At 38.1% G+C, this 26,093-nt stretch carries 22 protein-coding genes and 6 tRNA genes; 20 read left to right on the top strand and 8 right to left on the bottom strand.

All coding sequences use genetic code 11. The features are described 5' to 3' along the window. Window positions 1-102: 102 nt before the first annotated feature. Window positions 103-540, bottom strand: coding sequence for a hypothetical protein (locus tag H4J56_RS12795; RefSeq protein ID WP_182218305.1), 438 nt, complete (start codon window positions 538-540; stop codon window positions 103-105). A 304-nt stretch (window positions 541-844) separates the two neighbouring features. Here H4J56_RS12795 and aroG point away from each other — a divergent pair, with 304 nt between their 5' ends. From aroG to H4J56_RS12780, 3 genes are all read left to right on the top strand, one after another. Beyond that, a complete protein-coding gene (gene aroG, locus H4J56_RS12790; protein WP_182259450.1) occupies window positions 845-1,897 on the top strand; it encodes a 3-deoxy-7-phosphoheptulonate synthase AroG in 1,053 nt (350 codons plus the stop codon). Window positions 1,898-2,076: 179 nt separating this feature from the next. Beyond that, a complete protein-coding gene (locus tag H4J56_RS12785; protein WP_182222018.1) occupies window positions 2,077-2,889 on the top strand; it encodes a hypothetical protein in 813 nt (270 codons plus the stop codon). Then, window positions 2,886-3,809 (top strand): ABC transporter ATP-binding protein, encoded by a 924-nt coding sequence (locus H4J56_RS12780; RefSeq protein WP_182259431.1) that lies wholly within the window; start codon window positions 2,886-2,888, stop codon window positions 3,807-3,809. Before H4J56_RS12785 ends, H4J56_RS12780 begins: the two co-directional genes overlap by 4 nt. Here H4J56_RS12780 and H4J56_RS12775 read toward each other — a convergent pair. Then, window positions 3,806-6,403 (bottom strand): bifunctional diguanylate cyclase/phosphodiesterase, encoded by a 2,598-nt coding sequence (locus tag H4J56_RS12775; RefSeq protein ID WP_182259430.1) that lies wholly within the window; start codon window positions 6,401-6,403, stop codon window positions 3,806-3,808. The genes H4J56_RS12780 and H4J56_RS12775 overlap by 4 nt on opposite strands. Before the next feature lie 185 nt (window positions 6,404-6,588). Then, window positions 6,589-7,104 carry a bifunctional 3-hydroxydecanoyl-ACP dehydratase/trans-2-decenoyl-ACP isomerase gene (gene fabA, locus H4J56_RS12770; RefSeq protein WP_070373707.1) on the bottom strand — a complete coding sequence of 172 codons (516 nt, stop codon included), beginning with the start codon at window positions 7,102-7,104 and terminating at the stop codon, window positions 6,589-6,591. Between the two features lie 184 nt (window positions 7,105-7,288). Here fabA and H4J56_RS12765 point away from each other — a divergent pair, with 184 nt between their 5' ends. From H4J56_RS12765 to H4J56_RS12690, 16 genes are all read left to right on the top strand, one after another. Next, complete coding sequence (locus tag H4J56_RS12765; RefSeq protein WP_070373706.1) at window positions 7,289-7,543, top strand: hypothetical protein; 255 nt, start codon at window positions 7,289-7,291, stop codon at window positions 7,541-7,543. 183 nt (window positions 7,544-7,726) lie between these two features. Beyond that, a complete protein-coding gene (gene uvrY, locus H4J56_RS12760) occupies window positions 7,727-8,371 on the top strand; it encodes a UvrY/SirA/GacA family response regulator transcription factor (protein WP_070373705.1) in 645 nt (214 codons plus the stop codon). Between the two features lie 3 nt (window positions 8,372-8,374). Then, window positions 8,375-10,225: an excinuclease ABC subunit UvrC gene (gene uvrC, locus H4J56_RS12755; protein WP_182259429.1), complete on the top strand. Its 1,851-nt coding sequence runs from the start codon at window positions 8,375-8,377 to the stop codon at window positions 10,223-10,225. Between the two features lie 135 nt (window positions 10,226-10,360). Continuing rightward, a complete protein-coding gene (gene pgsA / locus H4J56_RS12750; protein ID WP_070373704.1) occupies window positions 10,361-10,948 on the top strand; it encodes a CDP-diacylglycerol--glycerol-3-phosphate 3-phosphatidyltransferase in 588 nt (195 codons plus the stop codon). 137 nt (window positions 10,949-11,085) lie between these two features. Next, a tRNA-Gly gene (locus H4J56_RS12745) sits at window positions 11,086-11,161 on the top strand. Window positions 11,162-11,210: 49 nt separating this feature from the next. Continuing rightward, window positions 11,211-11,284 (top strand) — tRNA-Cys (locus H4J56_RS12740). A gap of 93 nt (window positions 11,285-11,377) precedes the next feature. Continuing rightward, window positions 11,378-11,463, top strand: a tRNA-Leu gene (locus H4J56_RS12735). A gap of 95 nt (window positions 11,464-11,558) precedes the next feature. Further along, a tRNA-Gly gene (locus tag H4J56_RS12730) sits at window positions 11,559-11,634 on the top strand. 57 nt (window positions 11,635-11,691) lie between these two features. Next, window positions 11,692-11,767, top strand: a tRNA-Gly gene (locus H4J56_RS12725). Window positions 11,768-11,856: 89 nt separating this feature from the next. Further along, a tRNA-Leu gene (locus H4J56_RS12720) sits at window positions 11,857-11,942 on the top strand. A gap of 811 nt (window positions 11,943-12,753) precedes the next feature. Further along, window positions 12,754-14,100 (top strand): MFS transporter, encoded by a 1,347-nt coding sequence (locus H4J56_RS12715; protein ID WP_182222022.1) that lies wholly within the window; start codon window positions 12,754-12,756, stop codon window positions 14,098-14,100. A 367-nt stretch (window positions 14,101-14,467) separates the two neighbouring features. Next, the gene (locus H4J56_RS12710) at window positions 14,468-16,867 is read left to right on the top strand and encodes a TonB-dependent receptor (protein WP_070373683.1); all 2,400 of its coding nucleotides are present in this window, start codon (window positions 14,468-14,470) and stop codon (window positions 16,865-16,867) included. Window positions 16,868-17,003: 136 nt separating this feature from the next. Further along, window positions 17,004-18,962 (top strand): tetratricopeptide repeat-containing sulfotransferase family protein, encoded by a 1,959-nt coding sequence (locus tag H4J56_RS12705; RefSeq protein WP_259368194.1) that lies wholly within the window; start codon window positions 17,004-17,006, stop codon window positions 18,960-18,962. A gap of 116 nt (window positions 18,963-19,078) precedes the next feature. Next, the gene (locus tag H4J56_RS12700; protein ID WP_197517634.1) at window positions 19,079-19,768 is read left to right on the top strand and encodes a glycerophosphodiester phosphodiesterase family protein; all 690 of its coding nucleotides are present in this window, start codon (window positions 19,079-19,081) and stop codon (window positions 19,766-19,768) included. Window positions 19,769-19,951: 183 nt separating this feature from the next. Beyond that, complete coding sequence (locus H4J56_RS12695) at window positions 19,952-20,323, top strand: hypothetical protein (protein ID WP_182259427.1); 372 nt, start codon at window positions 19,952-19,954, stop codon at window positions 20,321-20,323. Window positions 20,324-20,371: 48 nt separating this feature from the next. Beyond that, window positions 20,372-21,034 carry a YoaK family protein gene (locus H4J56_RS12690; RefSeq protein WP_182243407.1) on the top strand — a complete coding sequence of 221 codons (663 nt, stop codon included), beginning with the start codon at window positions 20,372-20,374 and terminating at the stop codon, window positions 21,032-21,034. 122 nt (window positions 21,035-21,156) lie between these two features. Here the strand turns inward: H4J56_RS12690 and H4J56_RS12685 are convergent, their stop codons facing one another. The 4 genes from H4J56_RS12685 to H4J56_RS12670 all read right to left on the bottom strand — a co-directional run bounded on the left by H4J56_RS12685 (window position 21,157) and on the right by H4J56_RS12670 (window position 23,705). Further along, complete coding sequence (locus H4J56_RS12685; RefSeq protein WP_182217204.1) at window positions 21,157-21,627, bottom strand: FKBP-type peptidyl-prolyl cis-trans isomerase; 471 nt, start codon at window positions 21,625-21,627, stop codon at window positions 21,157-21,159. A 309-nt stretch (window positions 21,628-21,936) separates the two neighbouring features. Then, window positions 21,937-22,455, bottom strand: a complete 519-nt coding sequence (locus H4J56_RS12680; RefSeq protein WP_070373679.1) for a CC0125/CC1285 family lipoprotein — start codon at window positions 22,453-22,455, stop codon at window positions 21,937-21,939. Between the two features lie 12 nt (window positions 22,456-22,467). Further along, complete coding sequence (locus tag H4J56_RS12675; protein ID WP_182217205.1) at window positions 22,468-23,217, bottom strand: hypothetical protein; 750 nt, start codon at window positions 23,215-23,217, stop codon at window positions 22,468-22,470. After that, window positions 23,214-23,705, bottom strand: coding sequence for an RNA polymerase sigma factor (locus H4J56_RS12670; RefSeq protein ID WP_182217207.1), 492 nt, complete (start codon window positions 23,703-23,705; stop codon window positions 23,214-23,216). The genes H4J56_RS12675 and H4J56_RS12670 overlap by 4 nt, the downstream gene beginning before the upstream one ends. Before the next feature lie 119 nt (window positions 23,706-23,824). Here H4J56_RS12670 and H4J56_RS12665 point away from each other — a divergent pair, with 119 nt between their 5' ends. Then, on the top strand, window positions 23,825-25,165 hold the full coding sequence (locus H4J56_RS12665; protein ID WP_182259426.1) for a S8 family serine peptidase: 1,341 nt from the start codon (window positions 23,825-23,827) through the stop codon (window positions 25,163-25,165). On the opposite strand, the gene H4J56_RS12660 is transcribed toward H4J56_RS12665, so the two are convergent. Continuing rightward, window positions 25,162-26,079: a surface lipoprotein assembly modifier gene (locus H4J56_RS12660; RefSeq protein ID WP_182259425.1), complete on the bottom strand. Its 918-nt coding sequence runs from the start codon at window positions 26,077-26,079 to the stop codon at window positions 25,162-25,164. The two genes, H4J56_RS12665 and H4J56_RS12660, sit on opposite strands and share 4 nt — an antisense overlap. Window positions 26,080-26,093: the final 14 nt, after the last annotated feature.

The raw sequence follows: 26,093 nt of genomic DNA, 5'->3' as shown, positions 1-26,093 counted from the left end.
CATTTACTCTCTAAATTTTAGAAAAGCGCATGCAACAAGGGTCACTGTTAAAGCAGTGACGGGAAAAAGGAAAAATAAGTTAATAATGGTTAGATGATGAATCTATGAATGATAAGTCAGGCGAGCTGTGTATAGCGTATTGCCATCTTTCCAACCAGCAAGTCGATTAGAGTTTGAACGATGACTGAGTTGTTCATACCAATTAAGTTTAGCAGGAGGGTTTGCAAGATTTTTAAATAAACTTGCAGAGAGTTTTAGCGTAAAAAACTCAGTAACGAGAAGATAGTTTGGCGTGGTTTGTATTTCATTAATAAATAAAGAGGCGGAAATTAAATTTAAGCGCGGTAAGTTAACCACATCATCGGGGGCAATATTATCTATTAATACCGAAAAGTTTGATGTCGGGTGCGAGTGACTTTTTCCAATGGTCGATATACTAGAAAAAGTTAAATCGCTATTAGCTGAATTTTCAATAGGTAAAGCATTAGCCGTGGCAGCTAAGACAAATAAAAACAGGGTTATCGAAAAAGTACGCCACATAAGAAAAGTAAATTAATTATTAATATGGTGTATGTGTGGCAAAATATTTGTTTTTCAAGTGTAGATGTAAAATAAATTGACTAAAGTCGCGTTGATTATTGTCGAAAAATCACCATTGTTGCCAACATTATCGATATATTGTTTTTAAGGCATTTTCTATTGGTATTGTCCGATTAACACTGCTAAGTTGTTGATGGGTTACCCATCTAGGAGTCTAGCCAGCGAGTTAGACATACACAATGAAAATAAATTCTAAGCGGTGCAATAACTGTACTTTTTAGCATTGAAGTAAAGAGAAATGACTATGTTCTACCAAACCGACGACGTTCGCATCAGTAAAATAAAAGAATTATTACCTCCAATCGCACTTATTGAGCGATTTCCAGCTTCTCAAGAAGCATCTAAGTCGGTATTTTCTGCACGTAAAGCCATTAGTAACATTTTTAATAATAAAGATGATCGCTTGCTCGTTGTCATTGGTCCTTGTTCAATACATGACACAGATGCAGCATTAGAATATGGCCAGCGACTAGTTAAACTGCGTAAAAAGTATGAAGACACGCTTGAAATTGTTATGCGAGTTTATTTCGAAAAGCCAAGAACAACGGTGGGTTGGAAGGGCTTAATTAATGACCCTTACATGGATAACACCTTTAAGCTTAATGACGGCCTTCGAATTGGCCGTAAATTATTACTCGACCTCAATGATATGGGGATGCCGACAGCGGGTGAGTTTTTAGACATGATAACGCCACAGTATATGGCTGATTTTATGTGTTGGGGAGCAATCGGGGCTCGTACTACTGAAAGCCAAGTTCATCGAGAGCTCGCCTCAGGCTTATCTTGTCCAGTCGGATTTAAAAATGGTACAGATGGCACCATTAAAGTAGCTATAGATGCAATTGGCGCAGCAAGTGCTTCTCATCATTTTTTGTCGGTCACTAAATATGGTCATTCTGCTATTGTTCAAACAACGGGTAATAAAGATTGTCATATTATTTTACGAGGCGGTAAATCGACAAATTTTGACGCAGACAGTGTAAAAGTTGTGACTGAGCAATTAGAGAAGTCTTCACTTAACACCAAGATCATGATTGATTTTAGTCATGCTAACAGCAGTAAAAAGTTTAAAAATCAAATGCTCGTTTGCAATGATGTTTGTCAGCAAATCAGTGGCGGGAATGACAATATTTTCGGTGTCATGGTTGAAAGTCACTTAGTAGAAGGTCGCCAAGACTTGATTGACGGAGAAGTGGCGACATATGGTCAAAGTATTACCGATGCTTGTATTGGCTGGTCTGATACAGAAGTCTTGTTGGCACAACTGAGTGAGTCAGTCGTTACTCGTAGAGCTTAAGTTTATTTTCCCCCTTCTTTAAGTGTATTAGTAAAGCCAATCAATTTTGATTGGCTTTTTTATTTGTAAACTCAATGCCGAGCGCTGATGTTATTGCCACTGTTTGAAACAAAATAACACTCGCATTTTGTTAGCTGTGCCTTTATGGTATTGAAAAATAATCACTAGCAGGCGTTAATTTGTTGAACATCCATAGACTATCTATTCTCACCCAATTTGAATTGAAGCGTATTTTTAATACTAAAAATGGCTTGATTGCCTTAACGGCATTTTGTGCTGTTTGGTTCATACTTTTGACTTATGTGATCAGCTCAGCCACTGAACTGGTTTTTTCCGATGGATTTAAGGTGGCAGCAAGTACTTTATTTGGTTCATTGGGAGTAAGTGCTTTGTTGAAATGGCCCGTTGCTGAATTTTCTATTTATTGGCTAGTCGCGGTTTATTCATTTCCAATATTCACTTTTTTAGTCAGTAGTGATCAAACTTGTTCCGACCGTGCTCGCGGAACGCTTCGTTTTATTACTTTAAGAGCCTCGCGTAGTGAAATACTGCTAGGACGATTTTTAGGTCAATTCCTTACACTTGTTAGCCTTATATTACTAACGTTAGTGGCATGTGTTATTTTAGCCACAGTTCGTGATAATGCTTTGTTTTTACCAGCATTAAAACAAGCTGCAGTTTTGTTTATTGAATTAGCAATTATAATTTTACCTTTCATTGCTCTGATGTCATTTTTTAATAGTATTTTATCCTCAGCAAAAATGAGTATTGTTGCTGGTATTTTGTTTTATACCATAGGAGCACTATTGATAGGTTTTATTCAATTTCAATTAGACAGTGGACTTTTTCTTAACTTTATTTTTCCGGGTACACAAATTAGCAGTGTAGTTTCATTAGATGGACTCGATTTTTACCATTATTTAATTCCTATATTACAAACAATTGTCTTGTTATTTGTTGCGGATAAACTACTAAAGAGGGCATCAATATGAGTTTACTTAATAGCCAATCTGCGCCATTAATTCAAGTTGATAATCTTTCAAAATCATTTGGCGATCATCTAGCTTTAGACAACGTATCATTCAGTATAGAAAAAGGGCAACCCATTGCTTTAGTTGGACCCAATGGTGCTGGTAAAACAACTTTATTTAGCCTTTTATGTGGTTATCTGTTGCCCAGTAGCGGCACTATCACTATTGCAGGATTAAGGGCTGGAGACGCCAACCTATTCGGCAGATTAGCGGCTTTACCACAAGATGCTCAGTTTGACCCACGTTTTTCTATTGCACATCAATTAACCTTTTATGCCCAACTGCAAGGTCTAACTCGCAAGAATGCACAAAAAGAAGCACAAAGAACGTTAGAGCTTGTTGGCTTAGCTGACACGCTAAAAGCCAAGCCTGATGAGTTATCACATGGCATGCGTAAACGTGTTGCTATTGCCCAAACGTTAATTGGCTCGCCAGAAATAGTTATGTTGGATGAAGCGACAGCGGGACTTGACCCGATAAATGCACGAGAAGTTCGTCAGCTCGTTGCTTCATTATCATCAGAAATTACCTTTATTTTAAGTTCTCATGATTTGAGTGAACTAGAGCGGTTATGTAGCCAAGTATTATATATAGAGAAGGGACAATTAAAACAACATCAAAACTTGCAAAGCGAAGATCAGCAAGGTTTCTTAACAATTAGAATGAGGAAGGCGTACGATAACTTCTTACCTTTAATGGCTGGCGTTGCCGATGTACAGCATATTGAACAGACGCAAAACAATGAGTTTTTAATCACTACCGGTATCGTTTCTCCTGAAAGCGAACCGTTAGATTTACAAATATTAAAGCTTTGTCATCAACACAAATGGCAATATTCACAATTAACTAACGGTAAAACTTTAGAAAATAGATTATTCTAGATTTTATCAGCAGGAATGAACTCACCATCAAGGTCGACACGCTTTTGTGTTCGACCATTGTTTTGTGAAGCCAACCAGTCAAGGTAATCATCAATGGGCATTGGTTTTGCGTAATAGTAACCTTGGCCAATATCGCAGCCAAAACTACGTAATGTGTCCTCATCTTCTTGGCTATTAATACCTTCAGCAACAACTTCTAAACCTAAACCCTTTGCCATTTTAACGGTAGCTTCAGCAATGGTTTTACGTTTGTGATCATCATTAACATTCTCAACAAATAGTCGGTCAACTTTGAGCTCTTGAAAAGGAAGATGGCTAATTTGCGCCATGGATGAATATCCTGTGCCAAAGTCATCAATACTAATAGTAAAACCTAAATCGCCTAATTTTTGGATTAACTCAAGAGATTGCTTGTTATGGCTAATTGACGCCGATTCAGTTAACTCTAAAATTATTTTGTCAGCGGCTATGCCACTTTCTTCAATAATACTTAGAGCATTAGTAAAAAAGTGTTCATGAGCAATATCTTTACCACTAATATTAATTGAGACCATATGATTATTATTGACTAAAATTTGTTGATGCTGTGCTAAAGCGCGCTTAATAACCCATAACGTTAGTTGATTAATAAGACCTAAATCTTCGGCTAAAGGAATAAAAATGTCAGGTGAGATGAAACCTTCACGAGGATGTTCCCAACGAATTAGACACTCGCTACTGCATACACGTAAGGTTTTAAGATCGATTTGTGGCTGATGGTATATAGCTAATGTGTCATTCTCTATTGCTTCTTTTAAATCGGTGGCAAGTTTGAGCAAGTAACTGGTGTGATCTGATTTTTCGCTTTGATAATAAGCCCAACGTCCATAGACAAGTTGCGCATCGTTTACCGCTAACTGGGCATGATTAATCAATAAGTAGTTAGCACTGCCATGTTCTGGGTGGTTAGCGACACCAATTACTGCTGACAAGGGTAACTTAAGGTCATCTATTTGAAATGTCTCAGAGGTAAGCTGTTGTATTGATTTGATCAAAACAGGCAAGTCTTGCTGATTTTTCTCGTTATTAACGATTATAGCCAGGCAGTTATTTTCTAAAAAACAAATTTTTTCGTGGTTAGAAGATAATTTTACGATAGCATCATTATGAATGAACAATGAGCTTAAGCGACGACTTAGGCGTTTAAATAAAGCCGCGTTAGCTTTATCATCAATATAAAGTGATATTTGTTCGATATGTTCTGGTTTAATTATCATGACACAAAAATCGTTTTTACCCGAAATTTTCATTTCGTTCATCGCGTTTTCAAGCATCGACTTACGGGGTAATTTAGTAAAATCATGGTAACAAATGTCATAAATTCTATCTTGATCGTTTCTGCGCATTCGCTCCGCGAGTGCAAAAGCCATAAAAGTAATTTCAATCATCACAGCAAATAAAAATGCATTACGTGTAATGAATGTTGAATCAACATAATTTAATAACACGAGTGGTTGAATTGCTGCCCCAGCTAGGAAAGGTACCCATGAAATAAAATAAAATCGTGCCCAGGCAAAGTCTTTAGATAATCTTCTAAAAATGATAAATAATGAAAATAGATAAAAGAATGGCTGAATTGAAAAAAATAGTTTGGTTTGTGCAATTTGGTCTAAGGTCAGTGAATAGAAAGCGACTACTATTAATAGCCCAGCTGATATCATTCCAATTTTATAGAGGGTGCTTTTTGTTTGGTCATAACGTAAAAAGTATAACGAGAAAAGAAGTAGGAAGAATATCAAATAATAATTGATGAATAATAAATACTGATGAATAAAATATTGAACATCTTTAGAAAAAATGAGATACCCATAACCAGTTAGTCCAGCTAAAACGGTAAAAGAAGATAATAAATAGCCAATATATACCAAGTACACCTTATCTTTTATCGCAAAATATAAAACAAGGTTATATATTGCCATTAAAAGAATAATGCCAATAAATATTCCATAAACAATTTGCGAATAATCGATACGCTTATTAAAGTTGTCTTTGTTGTAGAGGGTCAAAGGTACATTTGGTGGGCCATCACTTTTTACATGCACAATAACTTGCATCGTGCTTTTTGGAAGCAGATCAAAAGCTACATGAGGAAATACATCTAATAAGGTGTCTTGTTCAAATGTTGCCTTTTGCTGAGCGATTTGAGTCGCGCTTTCTAACATAGCATTGACTTTATAAACATCAAAGAAGGCTAGCATGCTGTTATCGGCATGCAATACAACACTTTGAGTGTTTGGTGTGTTGTTATTAATATTAATTTTAACCCAATAGGATTGAAGACCTAGTGCGTAAGGAATGTCATTAGCTAACGAGGGAGTGAATCGCGCTTCGGCCTCTTTGCTTTTTATGAGAGTCTTGATATTTAAACTATTGTCACGGTCAATAGCGTAGCTAAAATTACTTGTTACTAAAGGAGAATCTTCACTAAAAGAAAGATCATCGATATGACTGATGAACTGCCATACACTGTTAAGAATAAAAACTAACACCAGCGAAATCATTAGGATAAAGACTAATTTGGTACTGTTATAAACACTTGAGGGTAACTTGATCATAAGGATAATTTTAAGAATAGCGGGATAAATTTAATAAGGTTAATTTAGCAGAATATCGCAAATAAAGGCAGGAATTAATAAAATAAAAAAGCCTACTGTCTAAAAGTAGGCTTTAACATAAATAACGTAAGGTATTATTATATGAGTCTTAGATAAGTCTTAGATAAGTCTTAGATAAAACAAGACTAAAATGAAGTAGTGTCAGTAAATAAGCCTACTTTTAAATCTTTAGCAGTATAGATAACCTTGCCATCAACTAATACTTCACCATCAGCAATACCCATAAACAATTTGCGCTTGATAACACGCTTTAAAGTGATTTTATAAGTTACTTTTTTGTTGGTCGGTAAAATTTGACCTGTAAATTTAACTTCACCTACACCCAACGCTCTACCGCGACCTGGACCACCTGACCAACCAAGGAAGAAACCAACGAGTTGCCACATAGCATCTAAGCCTAAACAACCAGGCATAACAGGGTCGCCTTTAAAGTGACAATCAAAAAACCAAAGGTCTGGGCTAATATCAAGTTCAGCAATAATCTCACCTTTACCATATTCACCACCATCTTCAGTGATAGAAATAATTCGGTCCATCATCAACATATTGTCTGAAGGTAATTGACTATTTCCTTCGCCAAACATTTCGCCAGTTCCTGCTTTTACTAAGTCTTCTTTAGAGTATGAATTTTGATCTAACATGAGGTCACTTTATTTTCAGTAATTAAATTATTCGCTACTTTAGCGAACACCTGTACACTAAACAACTCCGAGCAGTGCTTTATTTGAGTTTTATTAATATAAAGTTAGATTATTATCACTTTTTTATATATTATTTGGTTACGCATAACCTTGTTTTTATTTTAGATAATTTGGTAACTCACTGATGAAAGAGAATAAAAAAGCATTTAGTAACGCAGAGAAACAAAAGCGCTATCGCGAACGACAAAAAGAGAATGGCAAAAAAGAAATGCGTGGCTATTTGTCTCCAGAAGCACAAAATTGTTACGAACTCATAGCCGAGCAGACGAAATGGACGGACAGCGTCATTTTAAGTAATGCGGTTAGATTGACTTATGCTGCTTATAAAAATGGTCAAATTGGTTTGTTAAATAATTGGTTAAAGAAGCATGATCTTTAGTTAAAATTTAGCCTAACAGTAGGTTAATAAAGCAGTGCTATAACTATGCTGCACTTTTTCAATGTAAGATGGTTGAATTCAATTGTACTGCTTGCTAATACCCTATATGCTCTAATCATATAAGGAATATTTCTTACAGTATTCTCCAAGATAATAAAAATTGTAAATTAAGGTGAACCTCCGTTGATAAATGTTTTATTGGTCGATGATCATGAGTTAGTTCGTACAGGAATACGTAGAATTCTAGACGACGTAAAAGGACTTAAAGTCATAGGCGAGGCCGAAACCGGAGAAGAAGCCGTACAATTTTGTCGTAAAAGTCAACCCGATGTTGTGTTAATGGACATGAACATGCCGGGGATAGGTGGTTTAGAAGCGACTAAAAAAATAATTCGTTATTCACCTGACATAAAAGTTATCGTGTTAACTGTGTATTCAGAAGACCCTATTCCTACCAAGGTCATGCAAATTGGCGCTGCAGGTTATTTAACTAAAGGTGCTGGTGCTGATGAAATGGTTAACGCTATTCGAGCAGTAAACAGTGGTCAGCGTTATATAACGCCAGATATTGCTCAACAAATGGCATTAAGTCAGTTTAAATCGAATGAAGAAAATCCATTCAATACCTTGTCTGAACGTGAACTTCAAATTATGTTGATGATCACCCGTGGCGAAAAAGTCCCCCATATTTCAGAACAACTCATTTTAAGTACTAAAACGATTAATAGTTACCGATATAGAATGTTTGAAAAGTTGAACGTTGGTAATGATGTAGAACTTACTCATCTCGCTATTCGTCATGGTATGATCAAAACAGAAACATTATAAACCTTGTCAATTTCTCAATCTCTTTTTGATCACCAAGCTTTTCTTTCTTCCGTTTCTGAGCAAGCGGGTGTTTATCGGATGTACGATAAACACCAAACGGTTATCTATGTAGGAAAAGCTAAACAGCTTAGAAAACGCCTTGCCAGTTACTTTCGTAAAGATGTCGGCAGCACCAAAACCAAAGTATTAGTCAGCCATATTATGGCGATTGACGTCACTGTTACTCATACTGAGGGCGAAGCGTTAATTCTTGAAAACAACTACATTAAAAAATATCTCCCTAAATATAATATTTTATTACGAGATGATAAGTCTTACCCCTATTTACTAATAACAGACCATAAACATCCTAAGCTAGGCGTTCACCGAGGCGGTAAAAAAGTTAAAGGTGAATACTTTGGTCCATATCCAACTGTTGGTGCTGTTTGGGAAAGCCTTCGTTTAATGCAAAAGTTATTTCCGGTTCGTCAATGCGAAGATAGTTATTATCGTGCGCGCAGTCGTCCTTGTTTGCAGTATCAATTAAATCGTTGTTCTGCACCCTGTGTCGATAAAATATCAGCGGTTGATTACCAGCAACAAGTTGACTTAGCTAAACTATTTTTACGAGGAAAAAGCTCAACGGTTATTGATAGTTTAGTGGTTGAAATGGAACAAGCTAGCCACACATTAGACTTTGAGGCTGCGGCTAAGTACCGAGATCAAATCGCTACGTTACGACAAGTTCAAAAGCAACAGTTTGTCAGTGGTATTGTCGCTGAACTTGATGTTATCGGTATCTATATTGAGAAATCACAGGTTTGTGTACACGTTTTATTTATACGTGATCAAAAGATACTGGGTAGCAAAAGCTATTTCCCTAGCATTCCTGCCGAAACTGAACAAGCAGACGTTTACCAAGCCTTTATAAGCCAGCATTACTTAGGGCAAGACTTGAAAAGTGCTGCGATACCTAAAGAAATAGTGATCAGTGAAAGTTTTGAACACATTGAAGAGCTTACTAAGCTTTTGAGTGAGCAAGCCGAGCGCAATGTTAAAATATCAACGAGTGTTCGCAGCGAACGTGCCCAATATTTAAAGTTGGCCTGTACCAATGCGCAAAATGCATTAGTCACTAAGAATAGTCATAAAGCGTCAATGCAAGCCCGTTTTTCGGCATTAAATGAAGTTTTTGAACTTGATAATGGCATTAACCGAATTGAGTGTTTTGATATTAGTCATACCATGGGGCAACAAACCGTGGCATCTAATGTGGTGTTCAATCAAGAAGGGCCTTTAAAAAGTGATTATCGTCGTTATAATGTTTATGGCATTACACCGGGTGATGATTATGCGGCGATGGCGTTTGCGCTTAACAAACGTTATGGCAAAGTGACCACCTTGGAAAATATGCCTGACATTGTTTTTATTGATGGCGGTAAAGGACAATTATCAAAAGCAGAAGCATTTTTTGCTCAATGGCAAACAGATACCGCTTTAGAAAAAATCCCACTATTAGTTGGTGTCGCTAAAGGAGAAGGGCGTAAGCCTGGACTTGAAACGCTAATCTTAGCAGGTAGTCATCAGCTAATTTCATTACCATCAACCTCACCAGCTTTACACTTAGTACAGCATATTCGTGATGAATCACATCGTTTTGCCATTACAGGACATCGAGCCAAGCGTCAAAAAGCCAGCAAAAAATCGACACTTGAATCTATTGAAGGAATTGGCGCGAAAAAACGTCAAGCCTTATTAAAATATTTAGGTGGGCTCCAAGAAGTTATGCAAGCCGATAGGTCAATACTTGAAAAGGTGCCTGGTATTAGTGCTGTTTTAGCCGATACAATATATAACGCCTTACATGATAAATAAGTTAAACGTCTTCCTGTAATAAACCCATCTTTGTTGTCTACACTTATTATTGCTATTTTTTGATAAAAATTTACGTCTCTGCCTGTAATGTGTAGAATGCGGTAACGCTTGTTGCTTTAGTAGTAAAATAAATTTATGTGGACCATTCCAAATCAAATCACCATGTTTCGGATAGTATTAATACCTGTTTTTTTAGTGGTATTTTATTTACCAGTCTCATGGAATCATTTCGGCGCATTTGCCGTATTCTGGCTTGCTGCTATTAGTGATGCTCTTGATGGCTATCTAGCACGTAAATTAAACCAATCTTCAGCATTTGGCGCCTTTATCGACCCAGTAGCTGATAAATTAATGGTTGTTGCTGCTTTAGTGCTACTTATTCAAGATTATCAACTGTGGTGGATTTCAATTTCAGCAATATTAATGATTGCTCGTGAAATTTTTATTAGTGCCTTGCGTGAATTTATGTCTTCACGCGGTAAACGCGATGAAATTGCTGTTTCTCAAATGGGAAAATATAAAACAGCTGCGCAAATGCTAGGTATTATGGGATTAATTTGGCAACCTGATTATGATATTCCGTTAATTTTGTTTAATTTTCCACATGAAATATTAATGTTTATCGCTTACAGCTTTTATGCGATAGCCACAGTGCTTACTTTTTGGTCGATGCTGGCCTATTTTAAAGTAGCTTGGCCAGAGTTAGCGAAACAAAATAGCTAGAAAATGATATATTTAGTTAAAAAAACGTCAAATTAGCCGCTTTTTGAGCAGTCAAAACAAAATTGAAATTAAACTGTTGACTCCAAATAATTTCAATGTAGAATGCGTCCCAAGTTGACAGGGAGTCAGCAGATGAAGCGGCTGTAGCTCAGCTGGTAGAGCATCACGTTGCCAACGTGAATGTCACGAGTTCGAGTCTCGTTAGCCGCTCCAAGTTTGATTTATAATGATTTTTTTAAATCGTTATCTATTCAAAGGATTCGGCGGGTTGGCAGAATGGCTATGCAGCGGATTGCAAATCCGTGGACCTCGGTTCGACTCCGGGACCCGCCTCCATTACTTATTTATAAGTGTTGGATGTATGAAGGACTTAGTTTAAATACTAAGAAGTAGGGAACCAATCACTACTATAAAAAATAATTATCCGATGCCCGGGTGGTGGAATTGGTAGACACAAGGGATTTAAAATCCCTCGCTCATAGAGTGTGACGGTTCAAGTCCGTCTCCGGGTACCACTTTGTTTTTAACAGAGTAAAGTGGGTAGTTAAGATGGTGTATGTTGGTGCATGCAGATAAAATTTAAACCTTGTTTGTAATAGCAAGTTATGAAGCGGCTGTAGCTCAGCTGGTAGAGCATCACGTTGCCAACGTGAATGTCACGAGTTCGAGTCTCGTTAGCCGCTCCAAATTTTATTAAAGAAAAGAAAACCTTAAGTAATGATATATATTACTTAATCTACGAAGCGGCTGTAGCTCAGCTGGTAGAGCATCACGTTGCCAACGTGAATGTCACGAGTTCGAGTCTCGTTAGCCGCTCCAATATTTAGCGTTAAGCTAGATAGTAAAAATCTCTTAGTAATTAAGAGTTAGTAGGGAGCCAATCTCTACTTTAAAAAGAATTATCCGATGCCCGGGTGGTGGAATTGGTAGACACAAGGGATTTAAAATCCCTCGCTCATAGAGTGTGACGGTTCAAGTCCGTCTCCGGGTACCACCTTTTTTTCTGTACTTCCTAGTTAGTTAGAATCCTCCCCATTATTACAAGTCATCATCTACACCGTTTAGATTTTTTCTCTTGAATAAAAATCTCGTCACTTTACTTGAACATAGAGTGTGACGGTTCAAGTCCGTCTCCGGGTACCACCTTTTTTCTGAACTTCCTAGTTAGTTAAAATCCTCTCCATTATTGCAAGTCATCATCTACATCGTTTAGATTTTTTCTCTTGAATAAAAATCTCGTCACTTTACTTGAACATAGAGTGTGACGGTTCAAGTCCGTCTCCGGGTACCACCTTTTTTTCTGTACTTCCTAGTTAGTTAGAATTCTCCCCATTATTACAAGTCATCATCTACATCGTTTAGATTTTTTCTCTTGAATAAAAATCTCGTCACTTTACTTGAACATAGAGTGTGACGGTTCAAGTCCGTCTCCGGGTACCACCTTTTTTTCTGAACTTCCTAGTTAGTTAGAATCCTCCCCATTGTTGCAAGTCATCATCTACATCGTTTAGATTTTTTCTCTTGAATTATATTGCGCTAATAATTCTGTTGTTATAAACGATAGATACTGTAACTATTATCTGTTTAATCTAAATTCATAATATTCTTGAATAAAATATCGTCACTTTACTTGAAAGTAGTGCACCTGTAATTATTGTCAGTTTGATAGAAGGCTAATTTTTTTGGCGTATTTGACGTAAACTACTGAATAACATAGTATCATCGAATCCATAATCATTAACCTAACAGAGCCAGTGTTTTATAGGAGTACCGTTAACTATATTACAACTGTTCACAGAGAAATTATGTCTAACCGACCCCCAAAGCAATTAAATATTATTATCGCCATGTATCTTGGTTATGCCGCCATGATGATTTGTCGTCAAATGGTCACTATTCTTAGTCCTGCCTTGCTTGCCGATGAAACCTTAGCCTTAACAAAAACTAATCTGGGTGATTTTGCTGCTTATGGTACTTTAGGTGCGTTGGTTGGCAAGCTCATTTGGGGGCCCCTTGCTGATATTATAGGTGGGCGCTTTACTTTTTTGATTGGCATATTTCTAACGGCGCTCTTTGTTATTGCTTTTGGACTCTCTCCTAATGTAATGGCTTTTACTGTTTTTTCATTCCTATTGTACTGTACAAAATCTTCAGGTTGGCCAGCGATGACCAAACTGGTTGGAGAATGGTATCACCCTCATCATTACGGGCGAGTTTGGAGTATTATTTCTACCAGTTCTAGATTCAGTGTTGTGTTAGCGACTTTATTCTTTGGTTGGTTATTAAGCTTTATGGATTGGCGTTCAGTCGCTTTCATCGCTGCGGCTTTTGGACTGGTTGTTTTTATTGGTTGTTATTTTTTTCTACAAGAAAAACCAGAAAACCCCAACTTTTTTAGAGAAATTGAAAGTGATCATACTGATACCAGTGCCGAAGGTATAGCGCTAGCCAAAGCAGCAAAGCAGGCAGTTGATAACAAATATAACCACCCACTTCAAGATACGAGTATGGGTGCAGGTATGTTGGCATTTATTAAAAGTCCGAGAGTTTGGCTCGTGGTGCTAATGCTAATGATGCTTACTTGTATGATGGCCTTTTTAGACTTTGTTGCCGTTTATCTTATGGAAACCTATCAATTATCTCCTTCACAAGCAGCAATGGCTTCTACTATCTTCCCCGTAGGTTCTTTGGCTGGATTGTTAGCTTCTATAGCATTTTACGACCGATTTTCAAAGAAAGGTATTCGCACCGTATTAACGATAGCGATGACCCTGAGTTTATTGAGTATCCTGACCCTGAAGTATTTATCTTGGTTTGATTTGAGTGTTGAAGTGAATTACATTGTCGCTTTGAGCGCAATTTTCTTATTCGCCTTTTCAATTTCTCCCGCTTATTACCTACCTATGTCAATATTCTCTATCGAATATGGTGGACCCCACAGTGCAAAGTTGGTGAGTTTTATTGATGCTTTTGGTTTTGCGGCCAGTGCAACATTTGCCTTTATTGGCGGCAGGTTAGCTGATAGTGCGGGTGGTTGGTCTAGCTTTATGAATATGCTTATATTGATTTCAGCTGTGGGTATTATATCTGTTTGGGCATTTATGCATGCGGAATATAAAGCGGCAAAGTCAGGGGAAAGTGTCGTCAAGTAAGGTATTTAATGCGATAAACTCTTTAACCCTTTAAGAGTTTATCGCCACAAGCTTAAATAAACCCCGTGAGTCGTTCTAAACGTTACTTCTTCAAAATACCATCTTTTCACCGAAGTTTGCTGTTTATTTTAGCTATATTCAGTAATCTTTCCGATATTGTAGTATGCTACAACTCAAAAATTTCTGTGATATTAATCATTAAGTTATATTACAGGCTATTTTAACGACACAGCTGTTTGCGAAAACTTTTGACGGTTTGTCACAAAGAAGCAAAAGGCTGTCACTTGATAAGCGTTTTGCTTCGATATTGATCTATTAATTTACTTAGTATCTGCTAAGTCACAGAAAATAATCAACGAGGGTACTTATGTATCATAAAAACCGACCAGTTAAAACCGTATTGACCATGGCAATCGCTCTTGCATTGAGTAGTAGTGCCGTTCAAGCTCAGGAAAAGAGTAAAGCAGAAGACAAAAAAGTTGAGACTGAGCGCCAGATCGAAACTATAACGGTTACTTCAACTCGCCGTTCAGAAAACCAACAAGCAGTGCCGCTTGCTGTTCAAGCCATTAGTGGAGCACAACTTCAGCAACTGGGTATTGACAGCTTTGAAGATTATATTGCATTACTACCGGGTGTTAGCTCTGAAGGTCAAGGTCCTGGTAAGCAAGAAACCTATATCCGTGGTGTATCCGCCGGTCGTGCTGATGTTAGACTTGCAGGCATAGGGGGCGAGCCAAGCGTTGCTTTTTACCTTGATGAAACTCCAATCACTACTCCAGGTCGTAATATAGATTTATATGCGGTTGATTTGCAACGTATCGAAGTGTTAAAAGGTCCTCAAGGCACATTGTTTGGTGCTAGTTCACAGGCAGGTACCGTTCGCCTTATTACCAACAAACCGGAATTGAACGAATTTAGAGCCGGTGGCGAGGTAGGTATGTCATCGACCAAGAGTGGTGGCATCAGTAATAAAACTGAAGGTTATGTCAATCTTCCTATTATAGAAGATGAGTTTGCCATACGAATTGCAGCTTATAATTCTACTGATGGTGGGTTTATTGATAATGCGCTGTCTACAACGCAATTACCATTAACTAATCCAGCACTGGGTGGCAGCGTTCCTTCATCTCGACAAGTAGTCAGTAACTCTACACTTGCAAAAGATGATTACAATGAAGCGACACACCGTGGCGTCAGAATTAGTGGCTTATGGCAAATCAACGACGAATGGGATTTGTTAGTACAGCACACAAACCAACAGTTAGATACTGAAGGTTCTTTTGAATATGATCCGTCTATCAGCACTGAAGACGACTTAAATACAGCCACTTTTTCGCCGACGGCTGGTGATGATAAAGTTGACCTAACACAGTGGACATTGAATGGTATGCTTGGCGGCCTTGAAGTTATTTATAACGGCTCGTTCACCAACCGCACGTTCCAAGGTAATACTGACTATACTGCTTATATAGAAATAGGACCATATGTTCCTTACTACATTTGTAGTTACCCAGGTTATGATGAATGCTTTAGTCCTGTGATGACTACTTCTGAGCAGTTTGAAACAGAACGCGTTGTGCACGAAATTCGTGTTGCAACCAATGCGGAAGACCGTTTTAGAGCGATTGGTGGTGTTTTCTATGATGATCAGCAACTTAATACGTTAACTGACTTTACTTATGCGGGTTCTATCGCCGCTGGATTTTCACCAAACTTTCCAATACCGGGTGCTTTCACTAACACCGATGGCAGTGCTCGACCGCCGGGCGTAACTTATTTCAATGATTATCAATCAGACCGTGAAGAAATGTCTGTATTTGGTGAGCTTGCTTACGACGTTACTGAAGAGGTAACCGTAACAGTTGGTGCACGTCACTATAATATTGAAATGGGCTTGATGGGACAATCTCCTTTCGGTCAAAGAGCATCTGGACCAGAGGCAGATGCCGGAACCAATGTCGATTCAAGACTGGCTGGTTTATCGCCTGCAACGATATCGGGAACGATTTACAAAGCCAATATACGCTGGGAAATGAATGCTGACGCGATGTTTTATGCTACGTATTCTGAAGGCTTTAGAGGCGGTGGATTCAATCGTGCAGTTGGCACTGGTGGCATTCCTGCTACTTTTGATACCGATGATGTTGTTAGTGTTGAATTAGGCTGGAAAACAACTTGGCTTAATAATACTTTGCGTTTTAATGGCGCGATATACAATGTTGATTTCAGTGACATGCAGCAAGGCGTTCTTGATCTTAGTATCGCTAATAGCTCATTCTTTGATAATGTTGGTTCTGCTGATATCAATGGTGTTGAATTTGAACTTAACTGGGCTGCGACCGATAATGTCGACCTTTTTGGCTCATTTAGTTACATTGATTCAGAGTTGACTGATATTCCAAACACCTTAGTTAATATCACACCAGTAGGGTCTAATCTCCCTTACGCACCAGAAAATGAAGGTGTGGTTGGCGCGCGTTACTATCAAAATATCGGCGACTTTGCTGCTGTTTTTCAAGGCGTATTTAAATGGACAGACTCACGTTTTAATAGCTTAGTTGCTGCTGATCGTGTCGAGTTACCGTCTTATAATCAAGTTAACCTATCTGCCTCTATTGGAAAAGATGACTGGAAAGCAACACTCTTTATTGACAATGCTACCGATTCTCTTGGACAAGTTGCTGCGGGTTCAGCTGATAATGTCTTTAGGGTTTCACCAACGAGACCTCGCACAGTTGGCTTTAGAATAAGCTATGATTATTAGCATTTTACATTATTTTAAAGTATTTTAAGATAAGATAGGGTCGGCGTTTAATAACGTCGACCCATTTTTTTTGTATATTTATAGACAATATCAACCATCTCTTGATATTTACCGAGACATTATTTTGCCAAATGAATTGAAAAACCTCCAACCAGACCAAGTTATTAAACAGTGTCAACTTTTGATTCAAAAAGGCCACTTAAGCCAAGCAGCTAAGAACCTAGAAGATATGCTTGCGGAAAATCCAGGACATATTGAAGGTGTTTATTGTCTTGCAGTCTGTCAGCGTAAACAACAAAAATATAATCTGGCTATGGCAAGTCTTGATCAAATTCTTATAAAACAACCGGACCATGGCCGGGCGCATCAAGAGCAAGGTTATACTCACAAAGCAATGGCGAACACTAGCCAAGCGATAGCATCCTTTGAAAAAGCAGTCGCCTTAAATCCAGCTTTGTTTGGAAGTTGGCGCGCTTTAGCCGACCAACCTGGTTATCCGATGCATCAGGAAGCAAAAAAACGTGCTGATTGGCTCTCCAGTTTACCGCCAGCATTAGTTTCTGTTTCTAGCTTAATATATCAAAAGCAATTACATCGCGCTGAATGGCTCTGTCGTCATTTTCTCAAAGACAATCCCCATCAACCAGAAGCTATGCGCTTATTGGCTGAGTTAGGAACAAAGTTTCAAATTCTTGATGACGCGGAGTTCTTATTAGCCAGCTGCCTTGAATTTGAACCAAATTACAAAAGAGCACGCCTTGACTATGTTCATGTTCTGCATAAACGACAAAAATTTAATAAGGCACTTGAGCAAGCAAAAATTCTATTAGATTCAGACCCGGAAAATGCAACGTTTAAAATTGGTCTTGGCAATGCGCAACAAGCCACTGGAGATTTTGAAGCAGCTATAAGCACCTTTGAAAGTGTATTGGATAGCAACGCAGCTAATTACTCTATCTATTTAACTCTCGGCCATGCATTAAAAACGATGGGGCGTGTTGAAGACGCGATTCAAGCTTACCGTAAAAGCTACGATCTCAAACCTGATTTTGGTGATGCTTTCTGGAGTTTGGCCAATTTAAAAACTTACCGATTTACCTCTGATGAACGTCAGCAAATGCGGGTTCAAGAAGCAAGCGCCACTACATCGATAAATGATAAAATTCATTTTTGCTTTGCGCTTGGCAAAGACTTAGAAGACAGTGAGCTCTTTGACGAAGCCTTCTCTTTTTACCATCGCGGCAATAAACTCAAGAGCGAGCAAGACAGATTTGACAGCAAATCTCTCGAGTTATCGTTTGAATTTCAGAAAAATAATTTTGACGCTGCGTTTTTCAATCGCCATAAACAAACCGGTTGCTCTGCTGCAGATCCTATATTTATTGTTGGACTACCCAGAGCGGGGTCGACACTTTTAGAACAAATCCTCTCTTCACACTCACAGGTCGATGGGACAATGGAATTGGCCAACATTATCGGTCTAGCGCATCGCTTAAATGGTCGACAAGCCACGCGTGACACCCCCAAATACCCAAGTATTCTAAGCAATCTTACTGCTGATGACCTCACTAAAATGGGCGAGCTGTATATTGAAGAGACTCGGCATCATCGCCAAGGAGCAATGTTCTTTATCGATAAAATGCCAAACAATTTCCGGCATATTGCACTTATCAATCTGATCTTGCCTAATGCGAAAATTATCGATGCGAGACGCGATGCTTTGTCCTGTTGTTTTAGTGGTTTTAAACAATTGTTTGGTGAGGGGCAGCAATTTTCCTATGATCTTGAAGACATTGGACATTATTATCGTAGTTATGTTGAGTTGATGGACCATTGGGACAAAGAATTACCCGGTAAGATTTTACGTGTGCAGTATGAAGATGTGGTTGCCGATCTTGAAAGCCAAGTTAGGCGCATATTAGACTATTGTGGACTGCCTTTTGAGCAGGCTTGTATTGATTTTCATACAAATAAACGCGCTGTTCGCACGCCTAGCTCTGAGCAAGTTCGACAACCTATTTATCAAAGTGGTCTTGAACAATGGCGCAATTATGAGTCTCATTTAACACCATTAAAAAAAGCACTAAAAAGCTAGGTCGGCTTTCTAAAGTGCTAGAACTGTTTTTATAGCCGTTGGCTGTTAATGAGCGCTATGCGTATTGATATCACCGTGTTAATGATTTTACTATAGAAAATAAAGAGAAATAAATTTTGGATAAAAAGATACTAAAAATAGGACATCGTGGCGCAATGGGTCATGAACCTGAAAACACGCTAAGGTCTTTTAAAAAAGCATTAGCGTTAAATGTTGATGCAATAGAATTAGATGTATATGTATGTAAAACAGGTGAACTTGTTGTTATACATGACGATAAAGTAGACAGAACAACTAATGGTATAGGCTATACTGAAGATAAAACCTTTGTTGAGCTAAGACAACTAGACGCGGGAAAAGGTGAACTTATACCAACACTTGAAGAAGTCTTGGATCTTGTTGATAAAAGCGTGATAGTAAATATAGAATTAAAGGGAAGAAGTACCGCAATTGCAACGTATCAGGTAATAGATAAATACATAAAAGAAAAGGGCTGGTCTGAGCTTGATTTTATGGTTTCTTCATTTGATCATCATGAATTAAATAAATTTAAACATTTGTATCCTCAAATACCCATCGGTGTTTTGCTTGAAGGCGTTCCTCTTTCTTATGCTGATTGTGCCGTTGAACTTAATGCTCAATCCATCAACTTAAGTCTAGATTTTATCAATCAGGACTTTGTTGATGACGCACATCAAAAAGGGTTACAAGTTTATGTTTATACGGTTAATGACTATGATGACATTGCCAAAGTAAAAGAATTAAATATCGATGGTATTTTTTGTAATTTTCCAGAAAGATTATAATTAAGACACGATTGCCTGCGTTACTAAACGATAAATAGCGTGGGATTTTGTTTGGGTTGTTTTGATTTCAAAATCCCTGTTATTTAAAGACGAATTAGATTTTAATGTTAACGCACATGAGTATTATTTATTTTGCGATAAAATATATATAGTTTATATGCGAACTTATCAAGGAGCTAATGTATGACTCGTGGGGAAAACCAGTCAGAAAATAGTGAAAACTATCTTCCAAATGATGTTCCTTTACCACAGCGGATAGTTAAAAAAGTACTTATTATTTTTTTACTTTGCTATGGCACTTATGGCGTCTACAGCGGTACTCTTTATCTCCCCCTAGGAAGAGGTGAAGTTACCTTTCAAGGTAATGCAGTATATTTTGCTTTTGCTGCTCTTTTGTTAGGTGCTTTATATCTTTTGATTGAAATTATCGATCATTACGATAAAAGGAATAATGAATTCTCATATAAACGTATAAAAGGTGTAATTAAAGGACTTGCTGCTTTAATATTGTTATTTACTATCGCTATAAGTGCCGCACTTACACAAGAACTATAAGTCACTCAAATCGGCGCTTAACGTGGCATTTGTGATTAAAGGATTATCGTGATATCAAAATTACCTCGGTGGGTAGAGTATGGCTCGTTTGTTTTAGCACTGGTTGCGGGCTTTATTAACGCTGTTGGACTTTTAGGATTTAATCACCAATCTATTTCACACTTATCTGGAACAGCAACACTGCTTGGCGTAGGCGTTTTAAACTCAAGTTTTTCTGATACGCTTCATTTGGTTTTAATTCTGCTTAGCTTCTTAGTAGGCTCTGCCATATCAGGCTATTTCCTAAATAGTGGTTCGTTAAAGTTGGGTCGTAATTACAGTCGACTGCTTATCTTGGAGGCAATCATTATTTTCGCATCAATGTATTTCTTATCCAAGGGATCACTATTTGGCCATTATTTAGCTTCAGCTGCATGTGGGCTTCAAAATGCACTAGTGACAACCTATAGTGGCGCTGTTGTTCGAACAACACATGTAACTGGGTTATTTACCGATCTTGGTCTTATGTTAGGTTCAAGACTTCGAGGCGAACTCTTTGATAAAAGAAAGGCGGTATTGTTTCTACTGATAATAACAGGATTTATTGTTGGTGGGGGATTTGGTGCTTATTTTTTCAGTATGTTTAAGTTTAATGCTTTATTAATTCCTGCTGTTATTTGCTTGCTATTAGCATTGTTCTATTCAGTTTACAGTGCAAAGGTGAGTAGTTAACAGCCGTATGTTTGCTGTTATCAATACAAAATATAGTGGCTATTATATGCTGGCAAGACCTAATCATCTGACTAAATAAAACAGCAATGATATTTCTATTATTGCTGTTTTAGATATTTTATTTACTGAATGTCGAGTAGTGTCACTTCAAAAACAAGTAACGAACCGGGGGTTATTTTTCCTGCAGATTTATTGCCATAGCCTAAGCTTGATGGAATAAAAAACTTAAATTTATCACCAACAACCATTAATTGAAGACCTTCAGTCCAGCCAGGTATCACTTGGTTTAAGCCAAAACTAATGGGTTCACCGCGATCAACTGAGCTGTCAAATACACTGCCATCGAGTAAAGAGCCATGATAATGCACTTTCACTTTTGAACTGGCACTTGGGTGCTTTAATCCATCACCTTTTTCCAATACTAGATATTGCAAACCTGAAGCTGTTTCAACAACATTTTCAAGGGTTTTATTTGTAGCTAAGAACTGGTTAGCTATCGCTATATTTTCAACCGCGGCTTTTTTATCATTTGAACTTTTTGAAATAAAGAAAATTACCAAGGCAATAATTATAACCAATACAACATATTTCATAACTGATCCGATTAATTTGAATTATTGTGTATTCTAGCATTCGATTCTTTTGCAGGTCACATTAATTTAAAATTAATATGAGTGCTATGTTTTTCATTGTTAGGTAAGCGGATGATTTGCAAGGGTATTAATTCATTCAAAAGAGGTGTCTTATGCTATTTACAGTGATGGGGCCTTGAATATTTCCCCTTTAGTTATAGAAAAACCCGGTAACATGCATGTTACCGGGTTTACTAAGTAGATTAACAGCTACCTCAAGTTATGTGATTATTGCTAGCGTTTACATTAACTATTATCACATGTTTTTTTCTAATGCTTATCCAGTTTTTGTGACAAGTTTTCAATCACATCAACGGCGCTATAAGTCGATTCATTAGGCATAATGCCTTTGCCCATTCGAATCTCTAAAATACTATGCACTTCTTTACGGTTATTGCCGCTATTAAAGGCAATTCCTATTTCACTATGTGGGCGTTGGTAAGTTTCACAGTTGAATAGGCCACAACGGCGTTCAATGCGCTGTTGATGCGATAAACCAAATGCAGAGGCAACCTCTACTTTTTGAGACTCAACAAAAGTTTCTTTATTGGTCACGACAAACCAATCAAAACCTTGCTTTTGAGTAAGCTCCGCGGATCTTAATAGCGCATAATCAGCTGCATCAGCGACACTGTTAGAGATGATTTTAAATTGTACACGATACCTATCACTGGTAATTTTTTGCTCACTATAACCTGATGACCCTTTAGTTGCAGGGCGGTAGTCAGGTTGAGAAGCACAAGCTGATATTAATAAAGTGACGAATAAAAAGGGAATAAATGATTTCATAATGTACCTCGGTTATTGTTTATTTGTTTGCCAGTTATTGTTTATTGCTCGTTGTTCTTGAGCGCTATCCATTGCTTGTCCTTTGATCATCTCATCTATAGCGCTGTCTAGTTGTGCCTTGTTACTGGCAACACGGTAATTTTCAATATCTTGGGAAAACGCTACGTTTTTGGTGATTTTAAGCTGCCACTGCTGATTTTCTTTACAGGCAATGTTGATACTGGCCGCTTGTAAATTAATGTGCTGAAACTGTCGACAAAAATTACCCGCATGATTAGTGAAACTTAAATTAGCCATGACCTTATCACCTTGGTCTGTTGACGACATTTCACCACTTTTTGCCTTATCTAACACCTGTGATATCTCTGCAGTAATCGCAGTTGTTTGCTCTGACTGCATTAGGGTTATTGTTCCTACCCCAAATATCATCGAAATACCTGCCGCTAAGGCGTAATGTTTTTTAATGCGTTGGTTAACACTTTTCCAGCGTGACAAGCTAACAACATTTTCAGGCGTCTGGTCTTCTTTATTTTCTGCTATTTTTTTATCTAAGGTTTGTGCTAAGAGTAAGATACCATCAGGCATTGTAGTGCTATCAATAATGGCAGCATTTTCGTCAACCCAGTGATCAACTTGTGATAAGTCAGCCAAACGCATCACTAAATCGTCGTCAGTCTCTAGCGCACAACGGACCTCTTCCATTGCTTCTTCGCTCAGTTCGGCGTCTAAAAATGCACTCAATATTTCATTGTCTATTTTCATAAGCCTGCTCCTATTTGATAGGGTTTCATCATATCCATTAGTGCAACACGTGCTCGAGATAGCCGACTCATCACCGTACCAACAGGGATCTCCATAGAAGAAGCCACTTCTTTATATGACATGCCTTGAACGGCCACTAAAGATAAAATTGCCCGTTGATCGTCAGGCAAGGTACTCATCGCTTTATTAACGTGTGCCAGCGTTTCTTTGTTGTCAAATTGTTGGTGTTCATTAGCAGTTTGTGGCTCTTGAAGCTCTGGTTTGAGTACCGCATTCTGCCTAACTTTTCGTGACCGATATTCGTCAATCCAAACATTGCGACAAACCTTAAATGCCCACCTAGTTTCGTCTACTCCACTAGGTACACCTTTATTGAGTATTTTCTCTAGCGTGGTTTGTACTAAATCATCTGCATCAGCAGGATTACCCGTTAAAGAGTAGGCAAAGCGTCTTAGCATTGGTAGTATATTTTCTATAGGTTTATTCATTTTTTACTCCTCTCTACTAAGTAGACGTATCTAAAAAATATTTATTCCATAAAAGGAAATTTATTTTTAGTTGAAACGTTTTATTAACGACACACTTATTTTTTAGGCTGAAGACTAACATGAAAACCTTACCACTTACCGCCATATTTATTTCAATTCTTAGTACATCGCTACCGGCACAACAACTCACTAGCGGTGATGTTTTAGGAAATATAACCCTAGTAGATCGCAATTTAGACGATATTAGCCAGCAAATAAAAGTACCACGTAAACTAGCCCCATTTGCGTTAAGTCGCTTACCCAATGTTGATAAATTAACGACTGAGCCACTTACGGCTTTACCTGATTCATTATCAATAGAAACAGTAACAGGAAAACACCTTTGGTTTGATGTTGAGGTAGAACAGGGATGGCGAGCCGTGAAGGGACAATGGATACTCTTAGCCGACGACCTTAATAAGGCACGCTTAATTGGTCAGGGTGCGGTGATAATCAATGAATCTCGTTATTCTGGTTTGGGCATGACATTGTTACGTTTTAATGTGCCACAAGCTCTCGACTCAAAGAAAGCCTTAATAAATATACTTTCTGCCAAAGCGTCACTGAGTTTAGCTAGAAATCATATTTATCAAACACAAAGTCAAGCCCGTCAGCTTACGGATAAAAAAGTAGTCGGTGAAAAGCTAAAAACTAAAAGCCCATTTAATGCTTGTCAGCTAAAGGTAAAAGTTGGTCTAGTTGATAGTGCAATAGACACCAACCATGATGCTTTTAAGCAGGCAAATATGACCGCAAAGTCATTTTTGCCTGCTGAATTAGCTGCCTCAGTTCAACACGGTACCGTGATCGCAAGTTTATTGGTTGGCAAGACAGAGCAGTTGGTACCGCTTTTACCACAGGGGCAGATTTACTCGGCAGAAGTATTTTACCAGCAGTCAGATTATGTTCAGGGGGCAACTTTGTCAGCGATGATAGCGGGAATAAATTGGCTAATAGAACAAGACGTAAAAGTGATTAATATGAGTTTAGCGGGCCCAGATAATAAAATTTTGCAGGCTGTGCTTACTTCGGCCATGGCAAAGGGCGCTTTAATTATTGCTGCAGCGGGTAATGAAGGACCGGCGGCTCCACCGATGTTTCCAGCGGCTTATAAAGAGGTTATTGCGGTGAGTGCTATTGATCAATTTCAACAACCTTACCGTTGGTCAAATCGCGGTGATTATATCGATTACTCTGCCTTAGGGGTTAATGTCTTAACGGCACAAAGTGGTCAGCGGGTGGGGCGGGAGTCAGGCACATCGATTGCCGCACCTTACGTAACCGCAGCTTTAGCCTGTTTAATCGCAAAAATTGGCGTCAATAGAAATCAATTACTAGAAGAGCTCAATGAATCAACAATAGATTTGGGTCCTCGCGGTAAGGACCCTATTTATGGTGTCGGCGCGATAATAAGCCGTTAAAATTGCGCTTTAATCGCCAAGGTCGAAAGGGTTTGAGTGTATGTTTGGCTATCAAGTTCTGAACGGTAGTCGCCATATTCAACGTTACCAATAACCACTAAATGTTCGTTAACGTTTAACTGCCACTGTCCGTGAAATATATGCCTATGTTCATCTGCTTTTGATTCACGCTGACTAGGGATATCATTATTGCTGACTGCTTGAAAATCTTTCGATTGAAAACGCCAACCGATAGTTGCTTTGTGAGCTAAGCCAAATAATTCAAATTTTTGAGATAACTTAGTGTTAACACCATAGCCACCATAATTAAACTGTGAGTCTGTTGCCTTTTCTTTATCTGCGCTAAGTCCTAGCATTAGCATAGTGCGACCGTCGTTGATAAAGTGAAACAATTCAGTACTTACAGCAAAAGTGTTGGCATTTCGGCGAGTTATTACTGCAAAGTCTTTACGCTTTATTTTAAGGCTAGTGCGTAAAAATGTTTGGGGTTGAAGAAAAGTTCCCAAGTAAATACTGGCTTGTTGAAAGGTTAAATATGTCTCGCCAGCTAATTTAGCTTTAGCACCATCATAACGTAGCCCTAAATCTTTTTCCTGCCATTTATAGGTCCCATCAATACTGACTTGATGTAAGGCAAGATCAAAAGAATCTAACTGATGATAATCTTGGTCATTATATCGATATGATGACGTTAACTTTGCTTTATTATTAAACGTCCACAAGCCAGTAACCGCAGCCGTTTTTTGAATGCCACTGTCACCCTGTGAGGAAACTTCATCAAGCTCATCGACGCTAAGCGCTGAGTTGTTTATTAAAGCCAAGGAAGCCTCACCACTAAAAGTAAATGTCTCTGGCGTTGCTGCCATCACTTGCATACTAAGGATGCACCCTAAACTGCTCAACATATATTTCATCTTAATTTCCTCAA

It is taken from the genome of Colwellia sp. BRX8-4, assembly GCF_014077345.1.
Lineage (GTDB): Bacteria > Pseudomonadota > Gammaproteobacteria > Enterobacterales > Alteromonadaceae > Colwellia_A.
The sequence above is the reverse complement of the archived record's forward strand: the minus strand, read 5'-3'. Positions and strand labels throughout refer to the sequence as shown.